The 20,332-nt window shown below is 70.0% G+C and carries 22 protein-coding genes and 1 pseudogene; 10 read left to right on the plus strand and 13 right to left on the minus strand.

Annotated features, from left to right (window positions below):
- Window positions 1–2 precede the first annotated feature (2 nt).
- On the minus strand, window positions 3–1,199 hold the full coding sequence (locus QMK34_RS31115; RefSeq protein WP_326418112.1) for an acyl-CoA dehydrogenase family protein: 1,197 nt from the start codon (window positions 1,197–1,199) through the stop codon (window positions 3–5).
- Between the two features lie 144 nt (window positions 1,200–1,343).
- Here QMK34_RS31115 and QMK34_RS31120 point away from each other — a divergent pair, with 144 nt between their 5' ends.
- Together QMK34_RS31120 and QMK34_RS31125 are read left to right on the plus strand one after the other, a co-directional pair.
- A complete protein-coding gene (locus tag QMK34_RS31120; RefSeq protein ID WP_326418113.1) occupies window positions 1,344–1,790 on the plus strand; it encodes a DUF4190 domain-containing protein in 447 nt (148 codons plus the stop codon).
- Window positions 1,791–1,851: 61 nt separating this feature from the next.
- Complete coding sequence (locus QMK34_RS31125; protein ID WP_326418114.1) at window positions 1,852–2,388, plus strand: DUF4190 domain-containing protein; 537 nt, start codon at window positions 1,852–1,854, stop codon at window positions 2,386–2,388.
- On the opposite strand, the gene QMK34_RS31130 is transcribed toward QMK34_RS31125, so the two are convergent.
- Window positions 2,385–3,242: a slipin family protein gene (locus QMK34_RS31130; RefSeq protein WP_326418116.1), complete on the minus strand. Its 858-nt coding sequence runs from the start codon at window positions 3,240–3,242 to the stop codon at window positions 2,385–2,387. The two genes, QMK34_RS31125 and QMK34_RS31130, sit on opposite strands and share 4 nt — an antisense overlap.
- A 78-nt stretch (window positions 3,243–3,320) precedes the next feature.
- Here QMK34_RS31130 and QMK34_RS31135 point away from each other — a divergent pair, with 78 nt between their 5' ends.
- Genes QMK34_RS31135 through QMK34_RS31150 form a run of 4 tightly spaced genes read left to right on the plus strand, consistent with a single transcriptional unit; the run spans window position 3,321 to window position 7,238 of the window.
- Window positions 3,321–4,214, plus strand: coding sequence for an aminoglycoside phosphotransferase family protein (locus tag QMK34_RS31135; protein WP_326418117.1), 894 nt, complete (start codon window positions 3,321–3,323; stop codon window positions 4,212–4,214).
- 43 nt (window positions 4,215–4,257) lie between these two features.
- Window positions 4,258–5,568, plus strand: coding sequence for a magnesium transporter MgtE N-terminal domain-containing protein (locus QMK34_RS31140; RefSeq protein ID WP_326418119.1), 1,311 nt, complete (start codon window positions 4,258–4,260; stop codon window positions 5,566–5,568).
- The gene (locus QMK34_RS31145) at window positions 5,561–6,082 is read left to right on the plus strand and encodes a DUF1003 domain-containing protein (protein WP_326418121.1); all 522 of its coding nucleotides are present in this window, start codon (window positions 5,561–5,563) and stop codon (window positions 6,080–6,082) included. Before QMK34_RS31140 ends, QMK34_RS31145 begins: the two co-directional genes overlap by 8 nt.
- Window positions 6,083–6,092: 10 nt before the next feature.
- The gene (locus QMK34_RS31150; protein WP_326418123.1) at window positions 6,093–7,238 is read left to right on the plus strand and encodes an Mrp/NBP35 family ATP-binding protein; all 1,146 of its coding nucleotides are present in this window, start codon (window positions 6,093–6,095) and stop codon (window positions 7,236–7,238) included.
- 248 nt (window positions 7,239–7,486) lie between these two features.
- Here QMK34_RS31150 and tatB read toward each other — a convergent pair whose 3' ends face one another.
- The 4 genes from tatB to sigE all read right to left on the minus strand — a co-directional run bounded on the left by tatB (window position 7,487) and on the right by sigE (window position 10,906).
- Window positions 7,487–7,906: a Sec-independent protein translocase protein TatB gene (tatB, locus tag QMK34_RS31155; protein ID WP_326418125.1), complete on the minus strand. Its 420-nt coding sequence runs from the start codon at window positions 7,904–7,906 to the stop codon at window positions 7,487–7,489.
- 60 nt (window positions 7,907–7,966) lie between these two features.
- Window positions 7,967–9,502: a S1C family serine protease gene (locus tag QMK34_RS31160; protein WP_326418127.1), complete on the minus strand. Its 1,536-nt coding sequence runs from the start codon at window positions 9,500–9,502 to the stop codon at window positions 7,967–7,969.
- A gap of 103 nt (window positions 9,503–9,605) precedes the next feature.
- A complete protein-coding gene (locus QMK34_RS31165; protein WP_326418129.1) occupies window positions 9,606–10,292 on the minus strand; it encodes a hypothetical protein in 687 nt (228 codons plus the stop codon).
- Window positions 10,289–10,906, minus strand: coding sequence for an RNA polymerase sigma factor SigE (sigE, locus tag QMK34_RS31170; protein WP_326418130.1), 618 nt, complete (start codon window positions 10,904–10,906; stop codon window positions 10,289–10,291). The genes QMK34_RS31165 and sigE overlap by 4 nt, the downstream gene beginning before the upstream one ends.
- Window positions 10,907–11,095: 189 nt before the next feature.
- Between sigE and QMK34_RS31175 the strand changes: the two genes are divergently transcribed.
- Window positions 11,096–11,746, plus strand: coding sequence for an O-methyltransferase (locus QMK34_RS31175; protein WP_326418131.1), 651 nt, complete (start codon window positions 11,096–11,098; stop codon window positions 11,744–11,746).
- An 86-nt stretch (window positions 11,747–11,832) separates the two neighbouring features.
- Here QMK34_RS31175 and QMK34_RS31180 read toward each other — a convergent pair.
- Window positions 11,833–12,932, minus strand: a pseudogene (locus tag QMK34_RS31180) (MFS transporter).
- 113 nt (window positions 12,933–13,045) lie between these two features.
- Between QMK34_RS31180 and QMK34_RS31185 the strand changes: the two are divergent.
- Window positions 13,046–13,927, plus strand: a complete 882-nt coding sequence (locus tag QMK34_RS31185; RefSeq protein WP_326418190.1) for a LysR family transcriptional regulator — start codon at window positions 13,046–13,048, stop codon at window positions 13,925–13,927.
- Between the two features lie 105 nt (window positions 13,928–14,032).
- Here QMK34_RS31185 and QMK34_RS31190 read toward each other — a convergent pair whose 3' ends face one another.
- The gene (locus QMK34_RS31190; protein ID WP_326418132.1) at window positions 14,033–15,508 is read right to left on the minus strand and encodes a leucyl aminopeptidase family protein; all 1,476 of its coding nucleotides are present in this window, start codon (window positions 15,506–15,508) and stop codon (window positions 14,033–14,035) included.
- A gap of 91 nt (window positions 15,509–15,599) precedes the next feature.
- Window positions 15,600–15,767 (minus strand): DUF3117 domain-containing protein, encoded by a 168-nt coding sequence (locus tag QMK34_RS31195; RefSeq protein ID WP_091294302.1) that lies wholly within the window; start codon window positions 15,765–15,767, stop codon window positions 15,600–15,602.
- A gap of 194 nt (window positions 15,768–15,961) precedes the next feature.
- Here QMK34_RS31195 and QMK34_RS31200 point away from each other — a divergent pair, with 194 nt between their 5' ends.
- The gene (locus tag QMK34_RS31200; RefSeq protein ID WP_326418135.1) at window positions 15,962–16,756 is read left to right on the plus strand and encodes an enoyl-CoA hydratase-related protein; all 795 of its coding nucleotides are present in this window, start codon (window positions 15,962–15,964) and stop codon (window positions 16,754–16,756) included.
- A 503-nt stretch (window positions 16,757–17,259) separates the two neighbouring features.
- Here the strand turns inward: QMK34_RS31200 and QMK34_RS31205 are convergent.
- The 4 genes from QMK34_RS31205 to QMK34_RS31220 form a co-directional block, all read right to left on the minus strand.
- Entirely contained in the window at window positions 17,260–17,826 is a 567-nt protein-coding gene (locus QMK34_RS31205) for a DNA-3-methyladenine glycosylase I (protein ID WP_326418137.1), read from the minus strand.
- Window positions 17,823–18,266 carry an SRPBCC family protein gene (locus QMK34_RS31210; RefSeq protein ID WP_326418139.1) on the minus strand — a complete coding sequence of 148 codons (444 nt, stop codon included), beginning with the start codon at window positions 18,264–18,266 and terminating at the stop codon, window positions 17,823–17,825. The genes QMK34_RS31205 and QMK34_RS31210 overlap by 4 nt, the downstream gene beginning before the upstream one ends.
- Window positions 18,263–18,565 carry a DivIVA domain-containing protein gene (locus QMK34_RS31215; protein WP_326418141.1) on the minus strand — a complete coding sequence of 101 codons (303 nt, stop codon included), beginning with the start codon at window positions 18,563–18,565 and terminating at the stop codon, window positions 18,263–18,265. Before QMK34_RS31215 ends, QMK34_RS31210 begins: the two co-directional genes overlap by 4 nt.
- A gap of 135 nt (window positions 18,566–18,700) precedes the next feature.
- A complete protein-coding gene (locus QMK34_RS31220; RefSeq protein ID WP_326418143.1) occupies window positions 18,701–19,603 on the minus strand; it encodes a glucosyl-3-phosphoglycerate synthase in 903 nt (300 codons plus the stop codon).
- 51 nt (window positions 19,604–19,654) lie between these two features.
- Here QMK34_RS31220 and QMK34_RS31225 point away from each other — a divergent pair, with 51 nt between their 5' ends.
- Window positions 19,655–20,329, plus strand: a complete 675-nt coding sequence (locus tag QMK34_RS31225; RefSeq protein WP_326418145.1) for a lysophospholipid acyltransferase family protein — start codon at window positions 19,655–19,657, stop codon at window positions 20,327–20,329.
- The last annotated feature ends 3 nt before the right edge of the window (window positions 20,330–20,332 follow it).

A 20,332-nucleotide genomic window follows, 5' to 3' on the forward strand; every position in this document is an offset into this window, starting at 1 on the left:
GGTTACGAGCGGGACTTGTACTCGCGCAGCAGGCCTCGGCTGATGATCGTCTTCTGGATCTCGCTGGTGCCCTCGCCGATCAGCAGGAACGGGGCCTCGCGCATCAGGCGCTCGATCTCGTACTCCTTCGAGTAGCCGTAGCCGCCGTGGATCCGGAACGAGTCCTGGGTGACCTCGGCGCAGTATTCGCTGGCGATCAGCTTCGCCATCCCGGCCGCGACGTCGTTGCGCTCGCCGGAGTCCTTGAGCCGGGCGGCGTTGACCATCATCAGGTGGGCGGCCTCGACCTTGGTGGCCATCTCGGCGAGTTTGAACGCGATGGCCTGGTGCTCGGCGATCGCCTTGCCGAACGTCTTGCGCTGCTGGGCGTACTCCACGGCCAGCTCGAACGCGCGGATCGCGATGCCGCAGGCGCGGGCCGCGACGTTGACGCGGCCGACCTCGACGCCGTCCATCATGAACGAGAAGCCCTTGCCGGGCGCCTCGCCCAGTACCATGTCCGCGCCGATCCGGTAGCCGTCGAACACCGCCTCGGTGGTGTCGACGCCCTTGTAGCCCATTTTCTCGATCTTGCCGGGGATGGTCAGGCCGGGCGCGACCTCGCCGAAGCCGGTCGGCTTCTCGACCAGGAACGCGGTCAGGTTCTGATGCGCCTTTTCGGCGCCCTCGTCGGTCTTGACCAGGAGCGCGATCAGGTTGGAACTGCCGCCGTTGGTCAGCCACATCTTGGCGCCGTCGATGACGTAACCGTCGTCCGTCTTCTTCGCCCGGGTCTTGATCGCCGCGACGTCGGAGCCGAGGTCCGGCTCCGACATCGAGAAGGAACCGCGGACCTCGCCCGTCGCCATCCGGGGCAGAAAGTGCTTCTTCTGCGCTTCGGTGCCGTGCCGCGAGATCATGTGCGCGACGATGAAGTGGGTGTTGATCACCCCGGACACGCTCATCCAGCCGCGCGCGATCTCCTCGACCACCAGCGCGTAGGTCAGCAGCGACTCGCCGAGGCCGCCGTACTCCTCCGGGATGGTGAGCCCGAACAGGCCCATCTCCTTCATGCCCTCGACGATCTCGGTGGGGTACTCGTCGGCGTGCTCCAGCTCCTGGGCACGCGGGATGACCTCCTTGTCCACGAACGAGCGAACCGTGGACAGAATCTCGGACTGCACGTCCGTCAAGCCGGCGGTCTGGGCGAGGCGGGCCATCAGTGCTCCCTATCGGCGGCGGCACGCCGGCTCCCGGCGCTGGGTTACCGGTGAGTATGCCCCCGAACCCCGGACCCTGCTATGAGGACAGTCACCTACCGGGGCATTACGGTAGGAGACCGAACGCATCGAGGGGGACAAGTCGTGACCTATCCGGAGCCAGGCCAGCACGATCCATATGGGCAGCAGCCGATGCCGCCACAGCAACCGGTGTCGGGGCCGTATCCCCAGCCGAACCAGCTCCAGCCCTACCAGCAGCCGTACCAGCAGCCGTACCAACTCCAGCCGTACCAGCAGCCGCCACCGTACGGCGGCTATCCGTACGGCCCGCCCGTGCAACGCCCGGAGCAGGGCATGGCGGTCACCTCACTGGTCTGCTCGCTGGTCGGCATCATCTTCTGCTTCCCCGCGATCCTCGGCGTCATCTTCGGCCACATCGGTTACAGCAAGGCCAAACGCGGCGAAGCCGGCGGCCAGGGCATGGCGCTGGCCGGGATGATCATCGGGTACGTGATCACCGCGCTGTGGCTGATCCCGCTCGTGCTGTGGATCATCTTCGGCATCGCGCTCGTCGGCGCCTCGCGTTACTGATCGCGAGCCCGGCGGTGACCGTTAGGGTGAAGCATCGTCCGATCCGAGGGGCACCGCCGCGATGACCTACCCACCCATCCCGAACGAACCGCGGCCCGAGGCCGAACCGCCGGCCTACGAGCCGCAGTCCTACGACCCGCCGAAGGTCGCCGAACTGCCGGGTTCCTACGAGCAGCCGCCGATCGAGCCGGTGGCCGAGCAGCCGTCCCCTTACGGACAGGAGGCCTACGGCCCGGCCCCGGCCGCCCCGCAGCAGCAGCCGCAATACGGTCAGCCGCCCTACACGCAGCAGGCGTACGGACAGCCGTACGGACAGCCGCACAACCCCTACAGCCCGTACGCCCCGCAGCAGCGGAACTCGGAGAACGGGCTCGCCATCGGCGCGCTCGTCTGCTCGATCCTCGGCCTGTGCTCGTGCGTCACGGCGTTGCCCGGCCTGATCATGGGCCACATCGCGCTCGCCAAGGCGAACCGCGGTGAGGCAGGCGGGCGCGGGCTCGCGCTCGCGGCCGTCATCGTCGGCTATGTCGTGGTCGCGCTGACCGTCGGCTTCACCACGACCCTGATCATCCTGGGCGCCAACGGACAGCTGGACTAGGGCGCCAGCCCGGCGTCGTCCGAGGTGCGCGGCAGCGGCGCGAGGCCGTTCACCGGCTCGGCCTCCGGAGTAGCCGCGGGCGCTTGGGGTTGCCGGGGGTTGTGCCCGCTCGCGTTCTCCAGGAAGCGGAGCAGCTCGACCGGGAACGGCAGGACCAGCGTCGAGTTCTTCTCGGCGGCCACCTGGACGACCGTCTCCAGCAGCCGCAGCTGCAACGCCGACGGATGCGCCGACATCGTCTCCGCGGCCTGCGCGAGCTTGTGCGAGGCCTGCAGTTCGCCGTCCGCGGAGATGACCCTGGCCCGGCGTTCCCGCTCGGCCTCGGCCTGCCGCGACATCGACCGCTTCATCGCTTCGGGCAGCGCTACGTCCTTGATCTCGACCCGGTCGATGTGGATGCCCCAGTCCAGCGCCGGGCTGTCGATCATCAGCTCGAGGCCCTCGTTGAGCCGCTCGCGATTGGAGAGCAGGTCGTCGAGTTCGCTCTTGCCGATGATGGACCGCAGCGAGGTCTGCGCGACCTGCCCGACGGCGGACCGGTAGTCCTGCACGTTGACCGCCGCGAGCACCGGGTCGACCACCTTGAAGTAGACGACGGCGTCGACCCGCACGGTGACGTTGTCCCTGGTGATGCCGTCCTGGCCGGGAATCGGCAGGGTGATGATCTGCATGTTGACCTTCTGCAGCTTGTCCGCGAACGGGACGAGGTAGACCAGCCCCGCCTCGCGGATCTGCGGCCGCACCCGGCCGAACCGGAACACCAGCCCGCGCTCGTACTGTTTCACCACGCGCATGCTGGCCGTGAGCCACACTCCGCCCACGACGACGACAGCGCTGAGAATCTCCACCACCATGGCAGCTCCCCGGGGTTGGCCCCCTGAATCTTCGATGGTACGCCTGACCGGGGTGGCGGAAGGTGGAATCCTGGGCCGATGGACACGCTGAAGATCCCCGGGGCCTTCGCCCGGCAAGTGCCGGAGGCGTTCGGGCCGGAGGGCGCCGAGTGGCTCGCTTCGCTGCCGGATCTCGCCGCCGCGTACGCCCGGAGGTGGGAGCTGCGGTTTGAGGGTGAGCCGATGCACGGTTACGTCGCGGTCGTGCAGCCCGCGCGGCGCGCGGACGGGACCCCGGTGGTGCTGAAGCTCAGCTGGCAGGACGACGAGTCGCGGGACGAACCGCTGGCACTGTCCACATGGGCCGGTCGAGGAGCGGTGCTGCTGCTGGACAACGCGCCCGCCGACGGGGTTCTGCTGCTGGAGCGGCTGGACGCCTCGCGGATGCTCGACACCGAGCCGCTGGAGTACGCGATCGAGGTCGCCGGTGGGCTGGCGCGACGCCTGGCCGTCCCGGCGCCGCCGGAGCTGAGCCGCGACCTGCGCACCGAGGCCGCCAGGCTGGTCGAAGAGCTGCCCAGCACGTGGCGTTCGCTCGGGGAACCGTTCCCCCGCCACTTCGTGGACGCGGCGGTGTCGGTGTGCCGGGAGCTGGGCCCGTCGGCGGCGCGGCTGCTGGTGAACGAGGACCTGCACTACGAGAACGTACTGGCCGGCAGCCGGGAGCCGTGGCTGGTGATCGACCCGAAGCCGCTGGCCGGGGACCTGGAGTTCGGGGTGATCCCCTTGCTGTGGAACAGATTTGAGGAGTCCACTGTGGATGACCGGATGGCCGCGGTGGTGGCCGCGGCGGGTCTCGACGCGGGCAAGGCGCGCGCGTGGACGCTCGTCCGCGCCGTCGAGAACTGGCTCTGGCTGCTCGACGACTGGGACGACGACTCCCCCGTCGCCGCGGTCCCCGAAATCGCACGCTGGGCGGCCGCGGGCGCCTGAGCCTGGGCGGGCGAGGGCAGAGGGCACCGGATAGGTTGGGCCCATGGCGTCCGTCAACAGGGTTTTCGCAGCTCAGCTTGCGGGTTTGCCGGTGTTCGGTCCGGATGGCGAGTCGATCGGCAAGGTCCGCGATCTGGTCGCCGGGCTCCGCCTCGACCACCAGCCGCCGCGGATCCTCGGCATCGTCGTCGAGCTCGCCACCCGGCGGCGGGTCTTCGTGCCGATGCTGCGCGTCACCTCGATCGAACCCAACGCCGTCGGGCTGGCCACCGGCTCGGTCAACATGCGCCACTTCCACCAGCGGCCCAACGAGGTGCTGGTCGTCGGGCAGCTGTTCGACGCGCACGCGCGCCTCGTGAGCTCGGAAACCCGGATCACCGTGGTCGACGCCGCGATGGAGCCCACCAGGACCCGGGACTGGGTGCTGGCGAAACTGGCGATCCGCGAGCGGTCGGCCGGGCTCGGGCTGGGCAGGCGCCGCGCGGCGATGCAGGTGCTGCCGTGGGCCGAGGTCTCCGGCCTCGGCCTCACCGACCTGTCCGGCCAGCCGCAGGGCGCGGGCCAGCTGCTGATGCTGTTCGACACCATGCGCGCGGTCGACGTCGCGGCCACCCTGCGCGACCTGCCGCTCAAGCGCCGCCACGAGGTCGCCGACGCGATGGACGACGAACGCCTCGCCGACGTCATCGAGGAGCTGCCCGAGGACGACCAGAAGGAACTGCTGTCCTACCTGCCGGAAGAACGTGCGGCGGACGTCCTGGAGGCGATGAACCCGGACGACGCGGCCGACCTGCTCGCCGAACTGGCCCCGGCCGACCAGAGCCGCCTGCTGGAGCTGATGGAGCCCGAGGAGTCGGCGCCGGTCAAGCGACTGCTGGCGTACTCGTCCGACACCGCGGGCGGGCTGATGACCCCGGAGCCGGTGGTGCTCGCGCCGGACGCCACGGTGGCCGAGGCCCTCGCCCGCATCCGCAACGCCGAGCTGCCCGTGGCGCTGGCGACGATGGTGTTCGTCTGCCGCCCGCCGACCGAGACGCCGACCGGCCGGTTCGTCGGCGTCGTGCACTTCCAGCGGCTCCTGCGCGAGCCGCCCGCCGAGCTCGTGGCGAGCGCGGCCGACACCGGGCTGCCCGCGTTGCGCCCGATGGCGACGCTGTCGGAGGTGACGCGTTACTTCGCCGCGTACAACCTCGCGTGCGGCCCGGTCATCGACGCGGAGGGCCACCTGCTCGGCGCGGTCACCGTCGACGACGTCCTGGACCACCTGCTGCCCGAAGACTGGCGTGAAACCGGCCTGCACGACATCCCCGGCGAAGTCTCGGGTGTCGACCGGGAGGAGGCCGATCGTGCCTGAACCGACTTCACGGCGACGGCTGGACCAGCCGCGCCGTCCGCGCCGCTTCGTGATCAACGTCGACCCCGACTCGTTCGGCAAGTTCTCCGAGCGGCTCGCCCGCGGTCTCGGCACCGGCAGTTACCTGTTCTGGCAGACCGTGCTCGTCATCGTGTGGATCATCATCAACATCTTCGCGGTGGCACTGCGGTGGGATCCGTACCCGTTCATCCTGCTCAACCTGGCCTTTTCCACCCAGGCCGCCTACGCCGCGCCGCTGATCCTGCTCGCGCAGAACCGGCAGGACGACCGCGACCGCGTCTCGCTCGACGAGGACCGCAACCGCGCCGCGCAGACGAAGGCGGACACCGAATACCTGGCGCGGGAGATCGCTTCGCTGCGGATCGCGGTCGGCGAAGTGGCGACGAGGGACTACCTGCGCAGCGAACTCGACAAGCTGCGCGAGGACCTCAACACCAAGCCGAGGAAGGGCAAGCAGAGCCGGGGAGAACAGGCCGCGCCTACCGGTACGTAACATGGGGGGCGTGACGAGTACGCAGCAGCTCCCCAGCGTCGAAGATGTCCGCACCGCGCTGAAGGACGTGTACGACCCCGAAATCAAGAAACCGATCACCGACCTCGGCATGGTCAAGGACGTGGTCGTCGGTGAAGACGGCCTCGTGACCGTCGGCATCTACCTGACCGTGGCCGGTTGCCCGCTGAAGGCGACGCTGACCAAGGACACCACCGACGCCGTCTCGAAGCTCGCGGGCGTGCGTGAGGTGAAGGTCGAGCTCGACGTGATGAACGACGAGCAGCGCACCGAACTGCGCAAGTCGTTGCGCGGGGACTCCAAGGACCCGGTCATCCCGTTCGCCCAGCCGGGCTCGCTGACGCGGGTGTACTGCGTCGCGTCCGGCAAGGGCGGCGTCGGCAAGTCGAGCATCACGGTGAACCTCGCGGCCGCGATGGCCCAGCGCGGCCTGTCCGTCGGCGTGGTCGACGCCGACATCTACGGCCACTCGATCCCCCGCATGCTGGGCACGAACGAGAAGCCGACCAAGGTCGACACGATGATCATGCCGCCGCAGTCGCACGGCGTGAAGGTCATCTCGATCGGCATGTTCACCCCGGGCAACGCCCCGGTCGTGTGGCGCGGCCCGATGCTGCACCGCGCGCTGCAGCAGTTCCTGGCGGACGTGTTCTGGGGCGACCTGGACATCCTGCTGCTGGACCTCCCGCCGGGCACCGGCGACATCGCCATCTCGGTGGCCCAGCTCATCCCGAACGCGGAGATCCTGGTGGTCACCACCCCGCAGCAGGCGGCGGCCGAGGTCGCCGAGCGCGCGGGCGCGATCGCGCTGCAGACGCACCAGCGGATCGCCGGCGTGATCGAGAACATGTCCTGGCTGGAGCAGCCGGACGGCTCACGGCTGGAGATCTTCGGCTCCGGCGGCGGCCAGGCGGTGGCGGATTCGCTGACGAAGTCGGTCGGTTCGAAGGTGCCGCTGCTCGGCCAGGTCCCGCTCGACCCGCGCCTGCGCGAGCAGGGCGACTCCGGCACCCCGATCGTGCTGGCCGACCCCGACGCCCCGGCGTCGAAGGTCCTGCTCGACGCGGCCAACAAGCTTTCGGTCCGCGCTCGCGGGCTGGCCGGGATGATGCTGAACGTGACCCCCGCGGGCCGCTGACCCGGCTCTTCTGTGCCTGCCCCCTGGTGGCGTTTGGTCGCGGTGAACGCGCCGAACGCCCCCTGGGGAAGCAAGGGACCTTTACTGCCGTTTTGGCCCGCACGGCACCGCTGACCTGCGGAAACGTGCCCAGCGGGAGCAAGGGACCTTTGCTGTCGTTTCGGCCCCCTCGGTACCGCTGACCTGCGGAAACATGCCCAAGCGATAGCAAAGGACCCTTGCTGTCGCTCCCGTGTGCGGGGAGTCGCTCAGGTGGCGTCTGGGTCGATGGGGGGGCGCTCGCCGGGCTTGAGCGGCTCGGGCTGGGTCTGCGGTGCGGACGTCGCCGGGTAGCCGTTGGGCTTGGCCGCGCCGTTGGAACCGTTGGTGCCGTTGATGTTGCCGAGACCGAGCGGGTCGGCGTCGCCGTCGAACAGGTGCTGGGTCACCACGCGCTTCGGGTCGAAGTTGCGCAGGCCGCGCAGGTCTTCGAGCGGCTTGCGCAGCTGCTCGAACTCGGGGCCCATCTCCTCGCGGAGCTGTTCCTTCGCGCCGGTCGCGAACTCGCGGACCTTGCGCACGCTCTTCGCGGCCCAGGCCGCGGCCTCGGGCAACCGCTCGGGGCCGAGGATGAAGAGACCGGCCACGATGATCACCAGGATCTCGCCCCAGCCGACACTGTCGAACACCCTGGAACCTCCGACTCGGATCTTCTCCAGCTCAGCGTACTCGGGCGGACACCCGGTCCGTCAGTCCGAGCCCAGCGTCACGTCGACCACGAGCAGCGCGCCGTCGCGGACGAGCTGGACGGGCACCACCTCGCCGACGTCGTGACCGCGGACCGCGACCGTCAGCTCGGCCGAGTCGCGCACCGTGCGGCCCGCGATCTTGGTGATCACGTCGCCTTCCTTGATACCGGCCGACGCCGCCGGGCCCGTCGGGGCGACGTTCTTGACCTGCGCGCCCATCGTCGTCGAGCCCATCACCGTCGACGAGGCGTTGATGCCGATGTCCGGGTGGGACACCTTGCCGTCCTTGATCAGGGACTTGGCGATCTTGACCGCGAAATCGCTCGGGATGGCGAACCCGATGCCGATGCTGCCGCCGTCGGCGCCCGAGGAGCGGATCGACGAGTTGATCCCGACCAGCGCACCGGTCGAGTCGACCAGCGCGCCGCCCGAGTTGCCGTGGTTGATCGGGGCGTCGGTCTGGATGGCCTCGTAGGTGACCGGCGGGCCACCGTTGTCGCCGCCGGCGGTGACCGGCCGGTTGATCGCGCTGACGATCCCCGAGGTGACGGAGTTCTGCAGCGCCAGCGGCGAGCCCAGCGCGATGACGGTGTCGCCGACCTGCAGGTTCGCGGACTTGCCGACCTGCAACACGGTCGGGTTGGTGACGTTGACCTTGACCACGGCCAGGTCGGTCTTCTGGTCGGAGCCGACGATCTTGGCCTCGGTCCGGCTGCCGTCGACGAACACGGCGGTGATCTTGGTCTGCGGATCGGCGACCGCCGAACTCACCACATGCTCGTTGGTCAGCACGTAACCCTGCGGGTCGATCATCACGCCGGAGCCCTGCTCGCCCTGCTCCGCGCCGGGCTTGTAGACCTCGAGCGACACCACGGCGGGGGCGACCCGCTTGGCGATCTCGGCGATGGAACCGGCCGGACGCTCCTTGGCGGCTTCGGCCTCGGAGATGGTGGCCTCCCCCGTCAACGCCGTGCCGGTGTCCGCGGCCCACCAGCCGATGAACCCGCCGACGGCGCCGATGAGCAGCGCGACGACGCCGAGCAGCACCAGCGCCTTGGGCTTGACGCGACGTCCGAACAGGACCTCCGGCAGGCTCAGCTGCGCGCCGCGCGGCCGTGCTCCGGCCTTGGGCTCTTCCTCGGTCTGGACCGCGGGGCCCCCGAGCACGGCACCGGCCGCGGGATCACGCCACGGGTCCGAGGAGGACGTCCACAACGGGGACTCGGGATCGTCCTCGGCCGAACCGGACTCTCCGTGGGGACGCTCAAGCAGGACGCCTTCAGCGCCCGGTGGCCGCCGGAACGCCTCGGCCAGGGATTCCGGCGCGGGGGGCGCGAGGTTAATGCCCGGGCTGTGCCCGTTGGTCAAGCCCGGCGTGTAGAGCTTGTCGAACGCGCCGTCGACGCCCTGCGGCCTGCCGAACGTCGCGGCCTGGACATCGTCCACCGCGGGCCGGTTCAGCGGGCGCGGAGTCAGCCGATCGCCGCCCGCCGGGGCACCAGGCTGCTGATGGTTCTCGTTCGGCTGCTCGGTCATCATTCCCCGGGGCTGAGATCAGGTTGCTGGCGTGACGATACGCCAAGGCTCGACTACCGAGTTTGCCGAGACAGCGGTGAAGTGGGCGTTGTGTCGGACGAGTTCAGTGCATGCCCGCGACGGCCGGAACCGTGCTGCTGAGCGGAGACGGCGGGGTGCTCGCGGGAACGACCTGCGGTCCGACACCGATCGGCGCGGGCACGCCGAGCTGCGCGGGCAGCAAAGCGCCCTGCTGCGGGTTCCCGGCCGGGTCGGGCGCGGTGTCCGTACCGTCCGAACCCGTCGCCACCAGCGCAAGCGCGCTCAGCACGATGCCGGACACGACCACACCGGCGCCCTGCGCGGCACGCCGCCGCGCGAGCCCGAAGAAACGTCCGCCGCCGAGCAGATGCGGCGACTGCCCCAGCGGCACAGAGGTGCCGAGCGGGGCGGTGCCGCCGAGGACCCCGGAATCGCGCAGGCCGGCGACCCGGTCGGGCCGCTGGATCGCGACGAGCTGGCCGTCCGCGGTCATCGCCAGGTTGTCCGGGCTGCCGGGCAGGTCGGTGTTCTCGGGGATCGAGCGCAGGCAGGCCAGGAAACCGGCCGACATCGTCGGCGCTTCCGCGCGGCGCACTTCGGCACCGGCCTGGCGCTGCGAAGCGACCTCGGTGGCGCACAAGACGCAACGAGCGACGTGGGAGGCGGCCCTGTCCTGGGCGCCGAGCGAAAGCTCGCCGTCCACGAAGGCGACTACGGCGTCGGGCAGGAGGTGCGACTCGGGCAGGCCCCACCCGCGGGGTGCGGTCATACCGGCACCTTCGCAGACTGGTGGGCCTCCGCGCGGCGCCGCTCCAGCGAAGCGCGCAGCGCCTGACGGCCGCGGTGGATCCGGCTGCGCACAGTGCCCAGCTTGACCCCGAGGGTCGCGCCGATCTCCTCGTACGAGAGGCCCTCGACGTCACACAGCACGACGGCGGCGCGGAACTCGGGCGGCAGCTCGTCGAGCGCGGCCTGCAGGTCCGGGTCGAGGTGGGTGTCGGTCCAGACCTGCTCCGGGCTCGGGTCGTCGCCGACGATCCGGTCGGTGTCGTCGGGCAGGCCTTCCATCCGCACGCGTGAGCGGCGGCGGGCCATGTCGAGGAAGAGGTTCGTCGTGATGCGGTGCAGCCAGCCCTCGAACGTGCCCGGCTTGTAGGACGCCAGCGAGCGGAAGACCCGGATGAAGGTCTCCTGCGTGAGGTCCTCGGCGTCATGCGAGTTACCGGTCAACCGGTAGGCGAGCCGGTACACGCGATCGGCGTGTTCGCGCACGACCTCGTCCCAGGACGGTGGTGTCCAGGCTTGCTCGGCACTGTCGACCGTCACCGGCTCGACCTGCGTCTCCAGCGTCGTGTTCTGCATCGGCGGAGTAGGCACCTCCATCAGGGTCTCTCCTCAACTACTCCACACAACGCGGGCTGTCCGCACGGTGTTCCCGTCTTCCTTGAGATGAGTCTGGACGACTCACCTATGGTTCTAGTGAGACTGCACTGAGAAGAGCCTGAGAAGTCCGCGGGTGCCGTACCAGGGAGTCTTCGCGGATTTATCGACAAGCAACGCTAACCTCCGTGCGTGAGTTCAGGGACGCATGCGGCCTCGTCGGCCGACCTCGACGCCGAATTCGTCGAGGGTTACCTGCCCGACGACGAGGTGCTGGCCACCGCGCGCCGGCGCGCGGCCGATTTCGGCTGCAGCCCGCTCGGGTCGGCGGCAGGCAGCACGCTGCGTTTTCTCGCCGCGACGCTGCGGGCCAGAGCCGTGGTGGAGATCGGGACCGGGGCCGGGGTCAGCGGGCTGCACCTGCTGCGCGGCATGGCCGACGACGGGGTGCTGACCACGATCGACATCGAGCCCGAGTACCACCGCGCGGCCCGCAAGGCGTTCCTCGAAGCCGGGTACCTCCCCGGCCGGATGCGGCTGATCATGGGCCGCGCGCTGGACGTCCTGCCTCGGCTCACCCACGGGGGTTACGACCTGGTGTTCGTCGACTCCGCGCGCGCCGAGTACCCGAGTTGCTACGAAAAGGGCGTCGCGCTGCTGCGGCCGGGCGGGATCCTGGCGTTCCACAACGTCCTGGGCGGCGGGCGCACGGCCGACCCGTCACGCCGCGATCCGGAGACGCTCGCGCTGCGCGAGGTGGCCAGGGCGATCCGCGAGGACGAGCGCCTGGTGCCCGCGATGCTGCCGGTCGGCGGCGGCCTGCTGGTCGCCGCGCTGGCCTGACGGCGTTCAACTGCCCCTGAAGGCCACCTTCACCGCGTAAAACGCCGTGAAGGTGGCCTTCAGGGGCACTCGAGCTCAGCCCGAGCTCAACCGGGAGCAAAGGTCCCTTGCTCCCGCGCCGGGGTGGGAGCGCGTGAGCGGGTGACGGCCAGCACGACGACCATCGCCAGCAGCAGCCAGGCGGCGACGAGCGCGATCAGCCAGCTCCAGCCCGCGTGCCCGTAGAGGTAGCCGCCGATGCCGCCGCCGATGCTGCTCCCGAGGTAGTACGAAAGCGTGTAAATGCCGCCCACCTGGCCGCGGGCGGTCTCCGGGGCCTCGGCCGCGGCCCAGCCGTTGGCCACCGCGTGCGCGGCGAAGAACCCGCCGGTGAGCACGACGAAACCGACCACGAACAGCGGTAACGAGTCCGGGAGCGTCAGCGCGGCCCCACCGGTGGTCACCAGCAGCGCACCGGTCACCGTGCGGGTCCGGCCGAACCGGGCGACCAGCCGACCGGCGGTCGCCGAGGACACCGACCCCATCGCGTAGGCGAGGAAGACCAGCGACGCGATCGCGGGCGAGAGGTCCAGCGGATGGCCGGTCAGCCGGAAACCCGCGGCGTTGTAGAGCGCGACGAACGACCCCATCGCCAGCAGCGCGACGGCGTACTGGGCCAGCAGCACCGGGCGTCGCACGGCCTGCCCGAGACCGGCGAGGACCGAGCGCAGCTGACCGGGCCCCGGGGCGGCAGCAAAGGTCCCTTGCTCCGATTTGGGCAGGGTGAAGACGGTCACCACCGCGCAGACCAGGGAAATCGCGGCGACGGCCGCGAGCGCGCCGTGCAAGCCCAGCGGCCCCGCGGCGAGCCCGGCGGAGAGCCTGCCGAGCATGCCGCCGACGGTGTTGCCCGCGATCATCGCGCCGACCGCCGCCGCGATCCCGGCCTTGCCCAGCCGCTCCGCCAGGTCGGCGGCCGCCACCCCGGGGACCCCGGCGAGCGCGATGCCCTGCAGCGCGCGCAGCACCCGGAACGTGGGGCGATCGGCAGCACGGCGATCGCCAGTGCGCCCGTCGCGACGCTCACCGCGAGCGAGGCGCCACCAGGATCGAGGTGGTACTGGGTCGCGAGCTGCGGCAACACCGGCTGCGGCGCGTACAGCAAGGCGAACGACGAGATGCCCGCCGCGGCCACCGCGATGGTGATCCGGCGAGCTTCGGAAGTAGGCACGAATCGAAGCTAAGCCGCCCTAAACAATACGTCTAATACGTTCATCTGCCAGTATTGATACTGTGGTGGATGAAAAGACCTCTGCTCGCCTGACCGCCCTGCTGGCGCCCAACCTGGTGCTGCTGGCCACGCTGCGCAGAGTCGGCAACGTCACGCGCACGGCCGAGCTCCTGGGTGTGCCGCAGCCCACGATCAGCCGCCGCATCGCCGCGCTCGGCGAGGCCTTGGGCGCCCCGCTGACCGTCCCGGACGGCCGCGGCATCCGCCTGACGCGAGCCGCCGAGCTGCTCGCCGAGGCGGCCGAGCGGGCGGCGGTGTCCGTCGAGACCGGCGTCCGGCGGGCCCTGGAGGAGATCGAGCCCGCCACCGGCCACGTCGTGCTCGGCTTCCTGCACCTGCTGGGCCGCTCGCTGGTGCCGTCCCTGCTGCGCGACCATCGCGCCCAGCACCCGCACGTGCGGTTCACCCTGGTGCAGGGCTCACGCCAAGACATGGTGGACCGCCTGCTGAGCGGCGAACTCGACCTCGCCCTGCTCGCGCCCGTCCCGGACGAGCCGCTGCTGGACTCGGCGGTGCTGACCCAGCAGGAGATCTTCCTGTCGGTCCCGTCCACACACCGCCTCGCGAACCGCCGCAGCGCCCGGATAGCCGAGCTGACCGACGAGGAGTTCGTCCTGCTCGAACCCGGCTACGGCCTGCGCCGCATCACCGACGAGCTGTGCGCGGCCGCGGGTTTCACGCCCAAGGTCGCCTTCGAGGGCCAGGAGTCCGACACCGTCCGCGGCCTGGTCGCCGCCGGTCTGGGCGTCGCCCTGCTCCCCCGCTTCGAGCCGGGCAGCCCGGCCGGGGTGGTGGAGGTGCCCCTGATCCCGCCGATCGGGCGCACGATCGGCCTCGCCTGGCGCGCGGGCGAGCACCTGCCGCCAGCCGTCGACCGCTTCCGCGGCAACGTCCTCGCCACAACGTCCTGACCTGCGGAGACACTCAAAAACGGGAGCAAAGGTCCTTTGCTCCCGCGCTCAAGCGACAGCAACGGTCCTTTGCTGTCTTCCCGCAGGTCAGAGCAACATTCGGGGTCAGGACCCGGCCACGAAGCTTTCGGCCAGGGCCACGAGGGTCCGCGCGGCGAACCCGGTGGCGCCGGGGACGACGTCCGCGTAGGTCTTGTCGGCGCGGGCCGGGCCCGCGATGTCCAGGTGCGCCCATTTGGCTTCCGCGACGAACTCGCGCAGGAACAACGCCGCCGCGATCCCCCCTGGGCCGCCGGGCGTCTGGCGGACGTCGCCGAGTTCGCCGTGGACGTCGGCGGCCATGTCCTCGAGCAGCGGCATCCGCCACCACGCCTCGCCGACCCGCTCGCCCGCCTTGCGGACCCGCTCGGCCAGCGCGTCGTCGGTCGCGAAGAAGCCGCCCGTGCGCACGCCCAGTGAGATCTTCATCGCACCCGTCAGGGTCGCCACGTCGACCACGGCGTCCGGTTTGAAGCGTTTGAGGCCGTAGACCAGCGCGTCGGCGAGGACCATGCGGCCCTCGGCGTCGGTGTTGCTGACCTCGCTGGTCTTGCCGCCGTAGTGCCGGACGATGTCGCCGGGCCGGTAGGCCGAGCCGGACACGTGGTTCTCCGCGGCCGGGACCAGGCCGGTGACGCGCACGGGCAGCTTCAGCGCGGCGATCGCACGGACGGCCGCGATCACGGCACCGCCGCCCGCCATGTCGGTGCGCATCAGGTGCATGCCGTCGGCGGGCTTGATGGACAGGCCGCCGGTGTCGAAGGTGATGCCCTTGCCGACGAACAGCAGGTGCGCGGACGCGCCGCGCGGGCTGTACTCGAGCTCGATCAGCCGGGGCGGGCTCGCCGAGCCGCCACCGACCGCCAGCACTCCGCCGAAGCCCTGCTCGGCGAGCCAGTTCTCGTCCCGGATCGTCACGCTCAGCCCGGCGACGGCACCGGCGACCTTGGCCGCGGTGTTCGCGAGCCAGGCCGGGTCCTTCACGTTGGAGGGGGTGTTCGCGAGGTCGCGCGCGAAGGCGGCGGCCGCGGCAAGCTCACCCACGCGGGTGACCACGTCGGTGTAAGCGGGGACGGCCCGCTCGTGTGGAGTCACCAACCTGACCGAGCGCAGTTCGGGCTTGGCGTCTTCGGCGGTGACGGTGTAGCTGTAGCCGCCGAGCAGCAGGCCGAACGTGAGCTCCTCGATCTGCTCCGCGGTGGCTTCGGCGGGGAGCTCGACCTGGATCGAGCGGGACGGCTTCGCCCCGGACTCGGTCTCCGCGACCAGCGCGGATCCGGCGGCGCGGATCAGCGCCGCGCCGGCCGCGCGGTAGCGAGCGGGCTCGCCGTCGCCGACTCCGACGATCCACTGTGGCTTCCCGCCGGGGACGGTCTGGACGTCGCTCGCCTTGCCGGTGGCACGGACGCCGCCGAATTCGGGCAGCTCGGTGTCGTCCTCGGGTGCCGCGACCAGCACAGCTGTGGGGGCGCCGCGCCGGAACTCCGTCGAGACGTCGACGTCGAGGAGCTTGCTCGGAACGGGGGGTAGCGGATTACGCACGGTGAGCAACCTCCAGGCGCAGATGGCCGCGACCCCGGTTTCCGAGTGGAAACCGGGGTGCGGGTTAAGTGATCTCAGGGGTAGGACCGGCTCAGCCGGTTACCTCCTGCAGTGCGACTCCGAGGTCCTTCGCTTCCTCCGCCGAGAGCTCGACGACGAGGCGCCCACCACCCTCGAGTGGTACGCGCATCACGAGGCCCCGCCCCTCCTTAGTCACTTCGAGGGGACCATCTCCGGTCCGGGGCTTCATGGCCGCCATAGCGTGCTCCCTCCATCTCGACCGGCGCGCCCGGGTCGCGCTCACCAAAGCCAGCCGGGTCTGGTGTCCATTGTCCCTCATCAGCGCGGGAGCGCGAACGCGGACCGATCTTTTGCCGTCGTATCGGTGCTGGTATGCGGCCCGCGAGGCTGAAAGACTCCATGCAGACCCATGTTTTTCCCAGAGGAGATCCTGTGACTTCATCCGACGTCCTGCTGACCGCCGACGCCGACGGGGTGCGCACCCTGACCCTGAACCGGCCGCAGGCGTACAACTCGCTGACCGTCGAGCTCAAGGAGCTGCTGCTGGCGGCCCTGCGTGAGGCGGCGGCCGACGACAACGTCCGCGCGGTGGTGCTGACCGGTTCCGGCAAGGCGTTCTGCGCCGGCCAGGACTTGAAGGAGCACGTCGGGCTCCTTCAGGCGAACGACCCGGCCCCGTTGCACACGGTGAAGGAGCACTACAACCCGATCGTCCACACGATCGTCGAGATGCCGAAGCCGGTGATCGCCGCCATCAACGGCCCGGCGGCGGGTGCGGGCGCGGCGTTCGCCTACGCGAGTGACCTCCGCATAGCCTCGACCTCGGCGAACTTCCTGATGGCCTTCGCCAACGTGGGCCTCGGCCCGGACTCCGGAGCCTCCTGGACCCTCCAGCGGCTGATCGGCCTTGGCCGAGCAGCCGAGCTGATGCTCCTGGCCCGCACGGTGGAACCCACCGAAGCCCTGACCCTCGGCCTGGTGAGCGAGGTAGTGGCCCCAGAAGACCTAGCGGCCCGCACCCAGGCGATAGCGGCCAAACTGGCAGCAGGCCCCACGGTGGCCTACGCGAAAATCAAGAGCGTCCTGGCAACAGCCGCACAGTCCACACTGGAAAAAGCCCTCCAGGCAGAGGACGAAGCCCAGTCCGCCCTAGGCGCGACGGCCGACCACGCGGAAGCGGTAGCAGCGTTCGTAGAGAAGCGCCGCCCCACCTTCCAGGGCAAGTAGCAACCAAAACCGGTGAGATGAACGGACCCTTCAAAGCAAAAAACGCCATAAAAGATCCGTTCATCTCACCCGCACCAAAACCCAGCCACGCCCGCCACCTCCAGACCCCAAGACTTCACGGCGCGCGGAACCACCAAGACTCATCCACACCCGCCACCGCCCACCAAGTATTACCCAGCCCGAACCCCAAGACTTCACAGTGTGCGGAACCACCAAGACTCAGCCGCGCCAGCCACGGTTAATCCAGACTCGCCCCCAACACGCACCACTAAAACCCAGCCACAGCTGTTTGCCAGGACCACAAGGTCTCCGCGAGCTCTGCGAGTGGAGACTTCACCGCCGCGTGCCCTCTTTCAGGGCCGCCAGGCCCTCCCAACTCGCGACGGCAGGTCGCCCCCCTTAAAGACAAAGCCGCACTTACGTACGGTGCCAGGGGCGACCTGGCGGCGCGAGTTTGTGAGCGCGCTGGCCAAAAAACACAGGCTTCTAGCCGCACCTCAGGACTAAACCAAAAAAGCCCGGAAACACCCGCGCACATGGTCATCAACCATCCCGGTGGCCTGCATGAGCGCATAACAGGTGGTGGGCCCCAGAAACCGAAATCCAAGCTTTTTCAACCGCTTGGCCATCGCCGCCGACTCATCGGTAATGGCCGGAACATCCGCCATCCCCCGAGGCCGCCGATGCTTGACCGGCGCAAACCCCCAAAGCAGCTCGTCCAGCGACTCCTCCAGCCCCAGGATCACCCGGGCATTCCCCACGGCGGCATCGATCTTCATCCGGTTCCGAACAATCCCGGCGTCACCCATGAGCCGCAGGACGTCATCCTCCCCGAACCCGGCGACCTCCTCGACGACAAACCCCGCGAAGGCGGCCCGAAAACTCTCCCGCTTCCGCAAAATGGTGATCCAAGAAAGCCCGGCCTGAAAAGCTTCAAGGCAAAGTCGCTCGTAAAGCGCGTCCCGCCCATGCAACGGCACGCCCCACTCGGTGTCATGATATTCCGCGTAATCAGGCGTCGAGTTCCCCCAGGAACACCGTGCGACGCCGTCGGCACCGACCAGGCTCACGAATAAGCCTCCGCATACCGCGCGAACCGCTTCAACGACTGCCGTACTCCAGCGCTGAAGAACGGCCTGGCCACCGGCCAGCCCAGCCTTCCGAAGACTCCGAACGGGAGCTTCAAATGCTCCGCCCACACAAAGGTGGACCGATCGGCCCCCTGCTCGATCACCTGGAACACCCCGGTCCCCTGCACGAACTTGCCGAGGTGCCGCACGACGCAGCGCAGCGGCGGTTCCCAGGTGGTGATCTCCATGGTGTCGGTGAACCCGATCCCGGCGACGCCGGTGAACGCGGCGAGCTTGGAGCCGACGCTGCGGCCGTTGCCCTCGACGACTTCGACCCGGGTGCCGAGCATCCACTCACCTTGGCGGGCCCAGTCGGTCAGCGCGAGCCAGGTGGTGCCCGCCGGTGCCGCGACCTCGACGGAGAGGATGACGTCGGTCACCTGGCGGCCTCGCGCTCGGCCTCCAGCTCGCCGACGCGGGCCTTGAGCTCGTCGATCTCGACGCCCAGCCTGCGCATCACCCAGTCCACTTCGGACATCTTGTAGCCGCGCAGCGCCAGCTGGAAGCGCACGCCGTGCACGTCATCGGCGGTGATGTCCTCGGCGGGCAGCCGGGTGGGCGAGCTGCCGGGCGGCAGTGGGGCCAGCTCTTCGCCGCGGCCGAAGACCACGGCGGCGAGCAGGAACACCACGGCGGCCACCAGCAGCATGACTACGAGGTAGATCAGCGCGGTCGTCACGCGACGATCGTGGCACACGAACCCCAGGATCGTCTCGCGAGCACGGTCGGCCGCACCGTGACGACCACCAAGGCCAGGTCGAGGCCGACGGCCACTAAGCAGCTCCGGGGGAGCCACAAGTCGTCGAACCGAGACCTAAACGCGGGCGGCGAGGACCTCGCGCATGGGCGGGCGGTCGGCGACGAGGACTTCGGTCACGTCCGGTAGCCACTCCCCCGCGACTTGCACGAACTGGGTCAGCCGGGCGGGCTCGGCGGCGGCGACGCCGCAGCGGTCGAGCGCGGTGCCGAGGATCTGGCTGGCCATCACGCCAAGCTGCGGCAGCGAGCGGTTGCGGTGTTTGCGGACACCGAGGTTGACCTGCGCGAGCGCGTCGAGGCCGTGGCGCTCCTCGGCGTCGAGCAGGAGCCCGATCTCGACGCCGTAGCCGGCGGCGAACGGGACCGACTCCAGGAACTCCCTGGTCGCGGCGTACTCCCCGCCGAGGGGCTGCACCAGCACGGACAGTGCGGGACGCAGCGCCGAGAGGACCGGCCGGGCGAGCAGCTCGGTCACCCGGCCGCCGCCGGAGCTCTCCAGGCGCAGCGGCCGCCGGTAGAAGCCCTTGACCAGGTGGACGCCGGTTTCACAGAGCAGCGGCCCGAGCAGCGTGGGCACGAACGCGGGGTCCGGCTCGACCAGGTCGGAGTCGAGGAACACGACCAGATCGCCGCTCGTGGCCGCGAGCGAGCGCCACAGCACCTCGCCCTTTCCGGGCACCGGCGCCAGCTCGGGCAGCACGTCCTCGCGATGCACCACCCGCGCGCCCGCCCGCTCGGCGAGCTCTACCGTGGCGTCGGAAGAGCCGGAGTCGACGACCACCAGTTCGTCGACGACGGAGCCCAGCAGCGGCCGCACGGACGCGACGACGGCACCGACGGTCTCTTCCTCGTCGAGTGCGGGTAGCACGACCGAAACCGTCCGGTCACCCTTGGCGGCGAGGATCTCCTCGAGTGTCCAGGCGGGGTTCTGCCACGTGCGCCGCTCTAGCCAACTCATGAGTAGTGATCGTGCCATGCTGGGATCAGACACCCGTGTTCTGGAGGAACCTTGATACCGCTGTTCGTCCGTTTCGTGCTGGGGCCGCTGGCCCGTGCGCTGTACCGGCCCGAGGTGCTCGGGCTCGGGAACGTGCCCCGTGACGGCGCCCTCATCCTCGCGCCCAACCACCGCGCGGCGCTGGACACCGGCGTGATCACGTTCGTGACGCCGCGGCAGGTCAAGTTCCTCGGCAAGGCGGAGTACTTCGTCGGCAAGGGCGTCAAGGGCCGGTTCATGGCCGGGTTCCTCGGCGGCCTCGGCTACGTCCCGGTCGAGCGCGGCAACGCCCAGGCCGGGCTGGCCGCGCTGGAGGCCGCCCGCAAGGTCCTCGACGCGGAGGGCGCGTTCGCGATCTACCCCGAGGGCACCCGCTCGCTCGACGGCCGCCTGCACCGCGGCCACACCGGCGTCGCGGCCCTCGCGCTGGCGACCGGCGCGAAGGTGGTTCCCGTGGCTTTGACCGGCACCGAGGGCCTGCAGCCCGAGGGCAAGCGGATCCCGCGCCGCGTGAAGATCACCGTCACATTCGGCGAGCCGCTCGACTTCTCCCGCTACGAGGGCCAGGACTCGTCCCCGGCGATCCGCCGCTCGGTCACCGACGAGATCATGTACGCCCTGCTGGAGCTCTCCGGCCAGGAGTACGTCGACCGCTATCACAAGCGACCCGACCAGGACGCCGCCTAAGCC

The organism is Amycolatopsis sp. H20-H5 (assembly GCF_035828755.1).
Lineage (GTDB): Bacteria > Actinomycetota > Actinomycetes > Mycobacteriales > Pseudonocardiaceae > Amycolatopsis.

Coding starts and splice junctions, on each gene's coding strand:
- QMK34_RS31115 (WP_326418112.1), bottom strand. CDS start 1,199: ATGGCCCGCCTCGCCCAGACCGCCGGCTTGACGGACGTGCAGTCCGAG.
- QMK34_RS31125 (WP_326418114.1), top strand. CDS start 1,852: ATGACCTACCCACCCATCCCGAACGAACCGCGGCCCGAGGCCGAACCG.
- QMK34_RS31130 (WP_326418116.1), bottom strand. CDS start 3,242: ATGGTGGTGGAGATTCTCAGCGCTGTCGTCGTCGTGGGCGGAGTGTGG.
- QMK34_RS31135 (WP_326418117.1), top strand. CDS start 3,321: ATGGACACGCTGAAGATCCCCGGGGCCTTCGCCCGGCAAGTGCCGGAG.
- QMK34_RS31140 (WP_326418119.1), top strand. CDS start 4,258: ATGGCGTCCGTCAACAGGGTTTTCGCAGCTCAGCTTGCGGGTTTGCCG.
- QMK34_RS31160 (WP_326418127.1), bottom strand. CDS start 9,502: ATGACCGAGCAGCCGAACGAGAACCATCAGCAGCCTGGTGCCCCGGCG.
- QMK34_RS31165 (WP_326418129.1), bottom strand. CDS start 10,292: ATGACCGCACCCCGCGGGTGGGGCCTGCCCGAGTCGCACCTCCTGCCC.
- sigE (WP_326418130.1), bottom strand. CDS start 10,906: ATGGAGGTGCCTACTCCGCCGATGCAGAACACGACGCTGGAGACGCAG.
- QMK34_RS31195 (WP_091294302.1), bottom strand. CDS start 15,767: ATGGCGGCCATGAAGCCCCGGACCGGAGATGGTCCCCTCGAAGTGACT.
- QMK34_RS31220 (WP_326418143.1), bottom strand. CDS start 19,603: ATGAGTTGGCTAGAGCGGCGCACGTGGCAGAACCCCGCCTGGACACTC.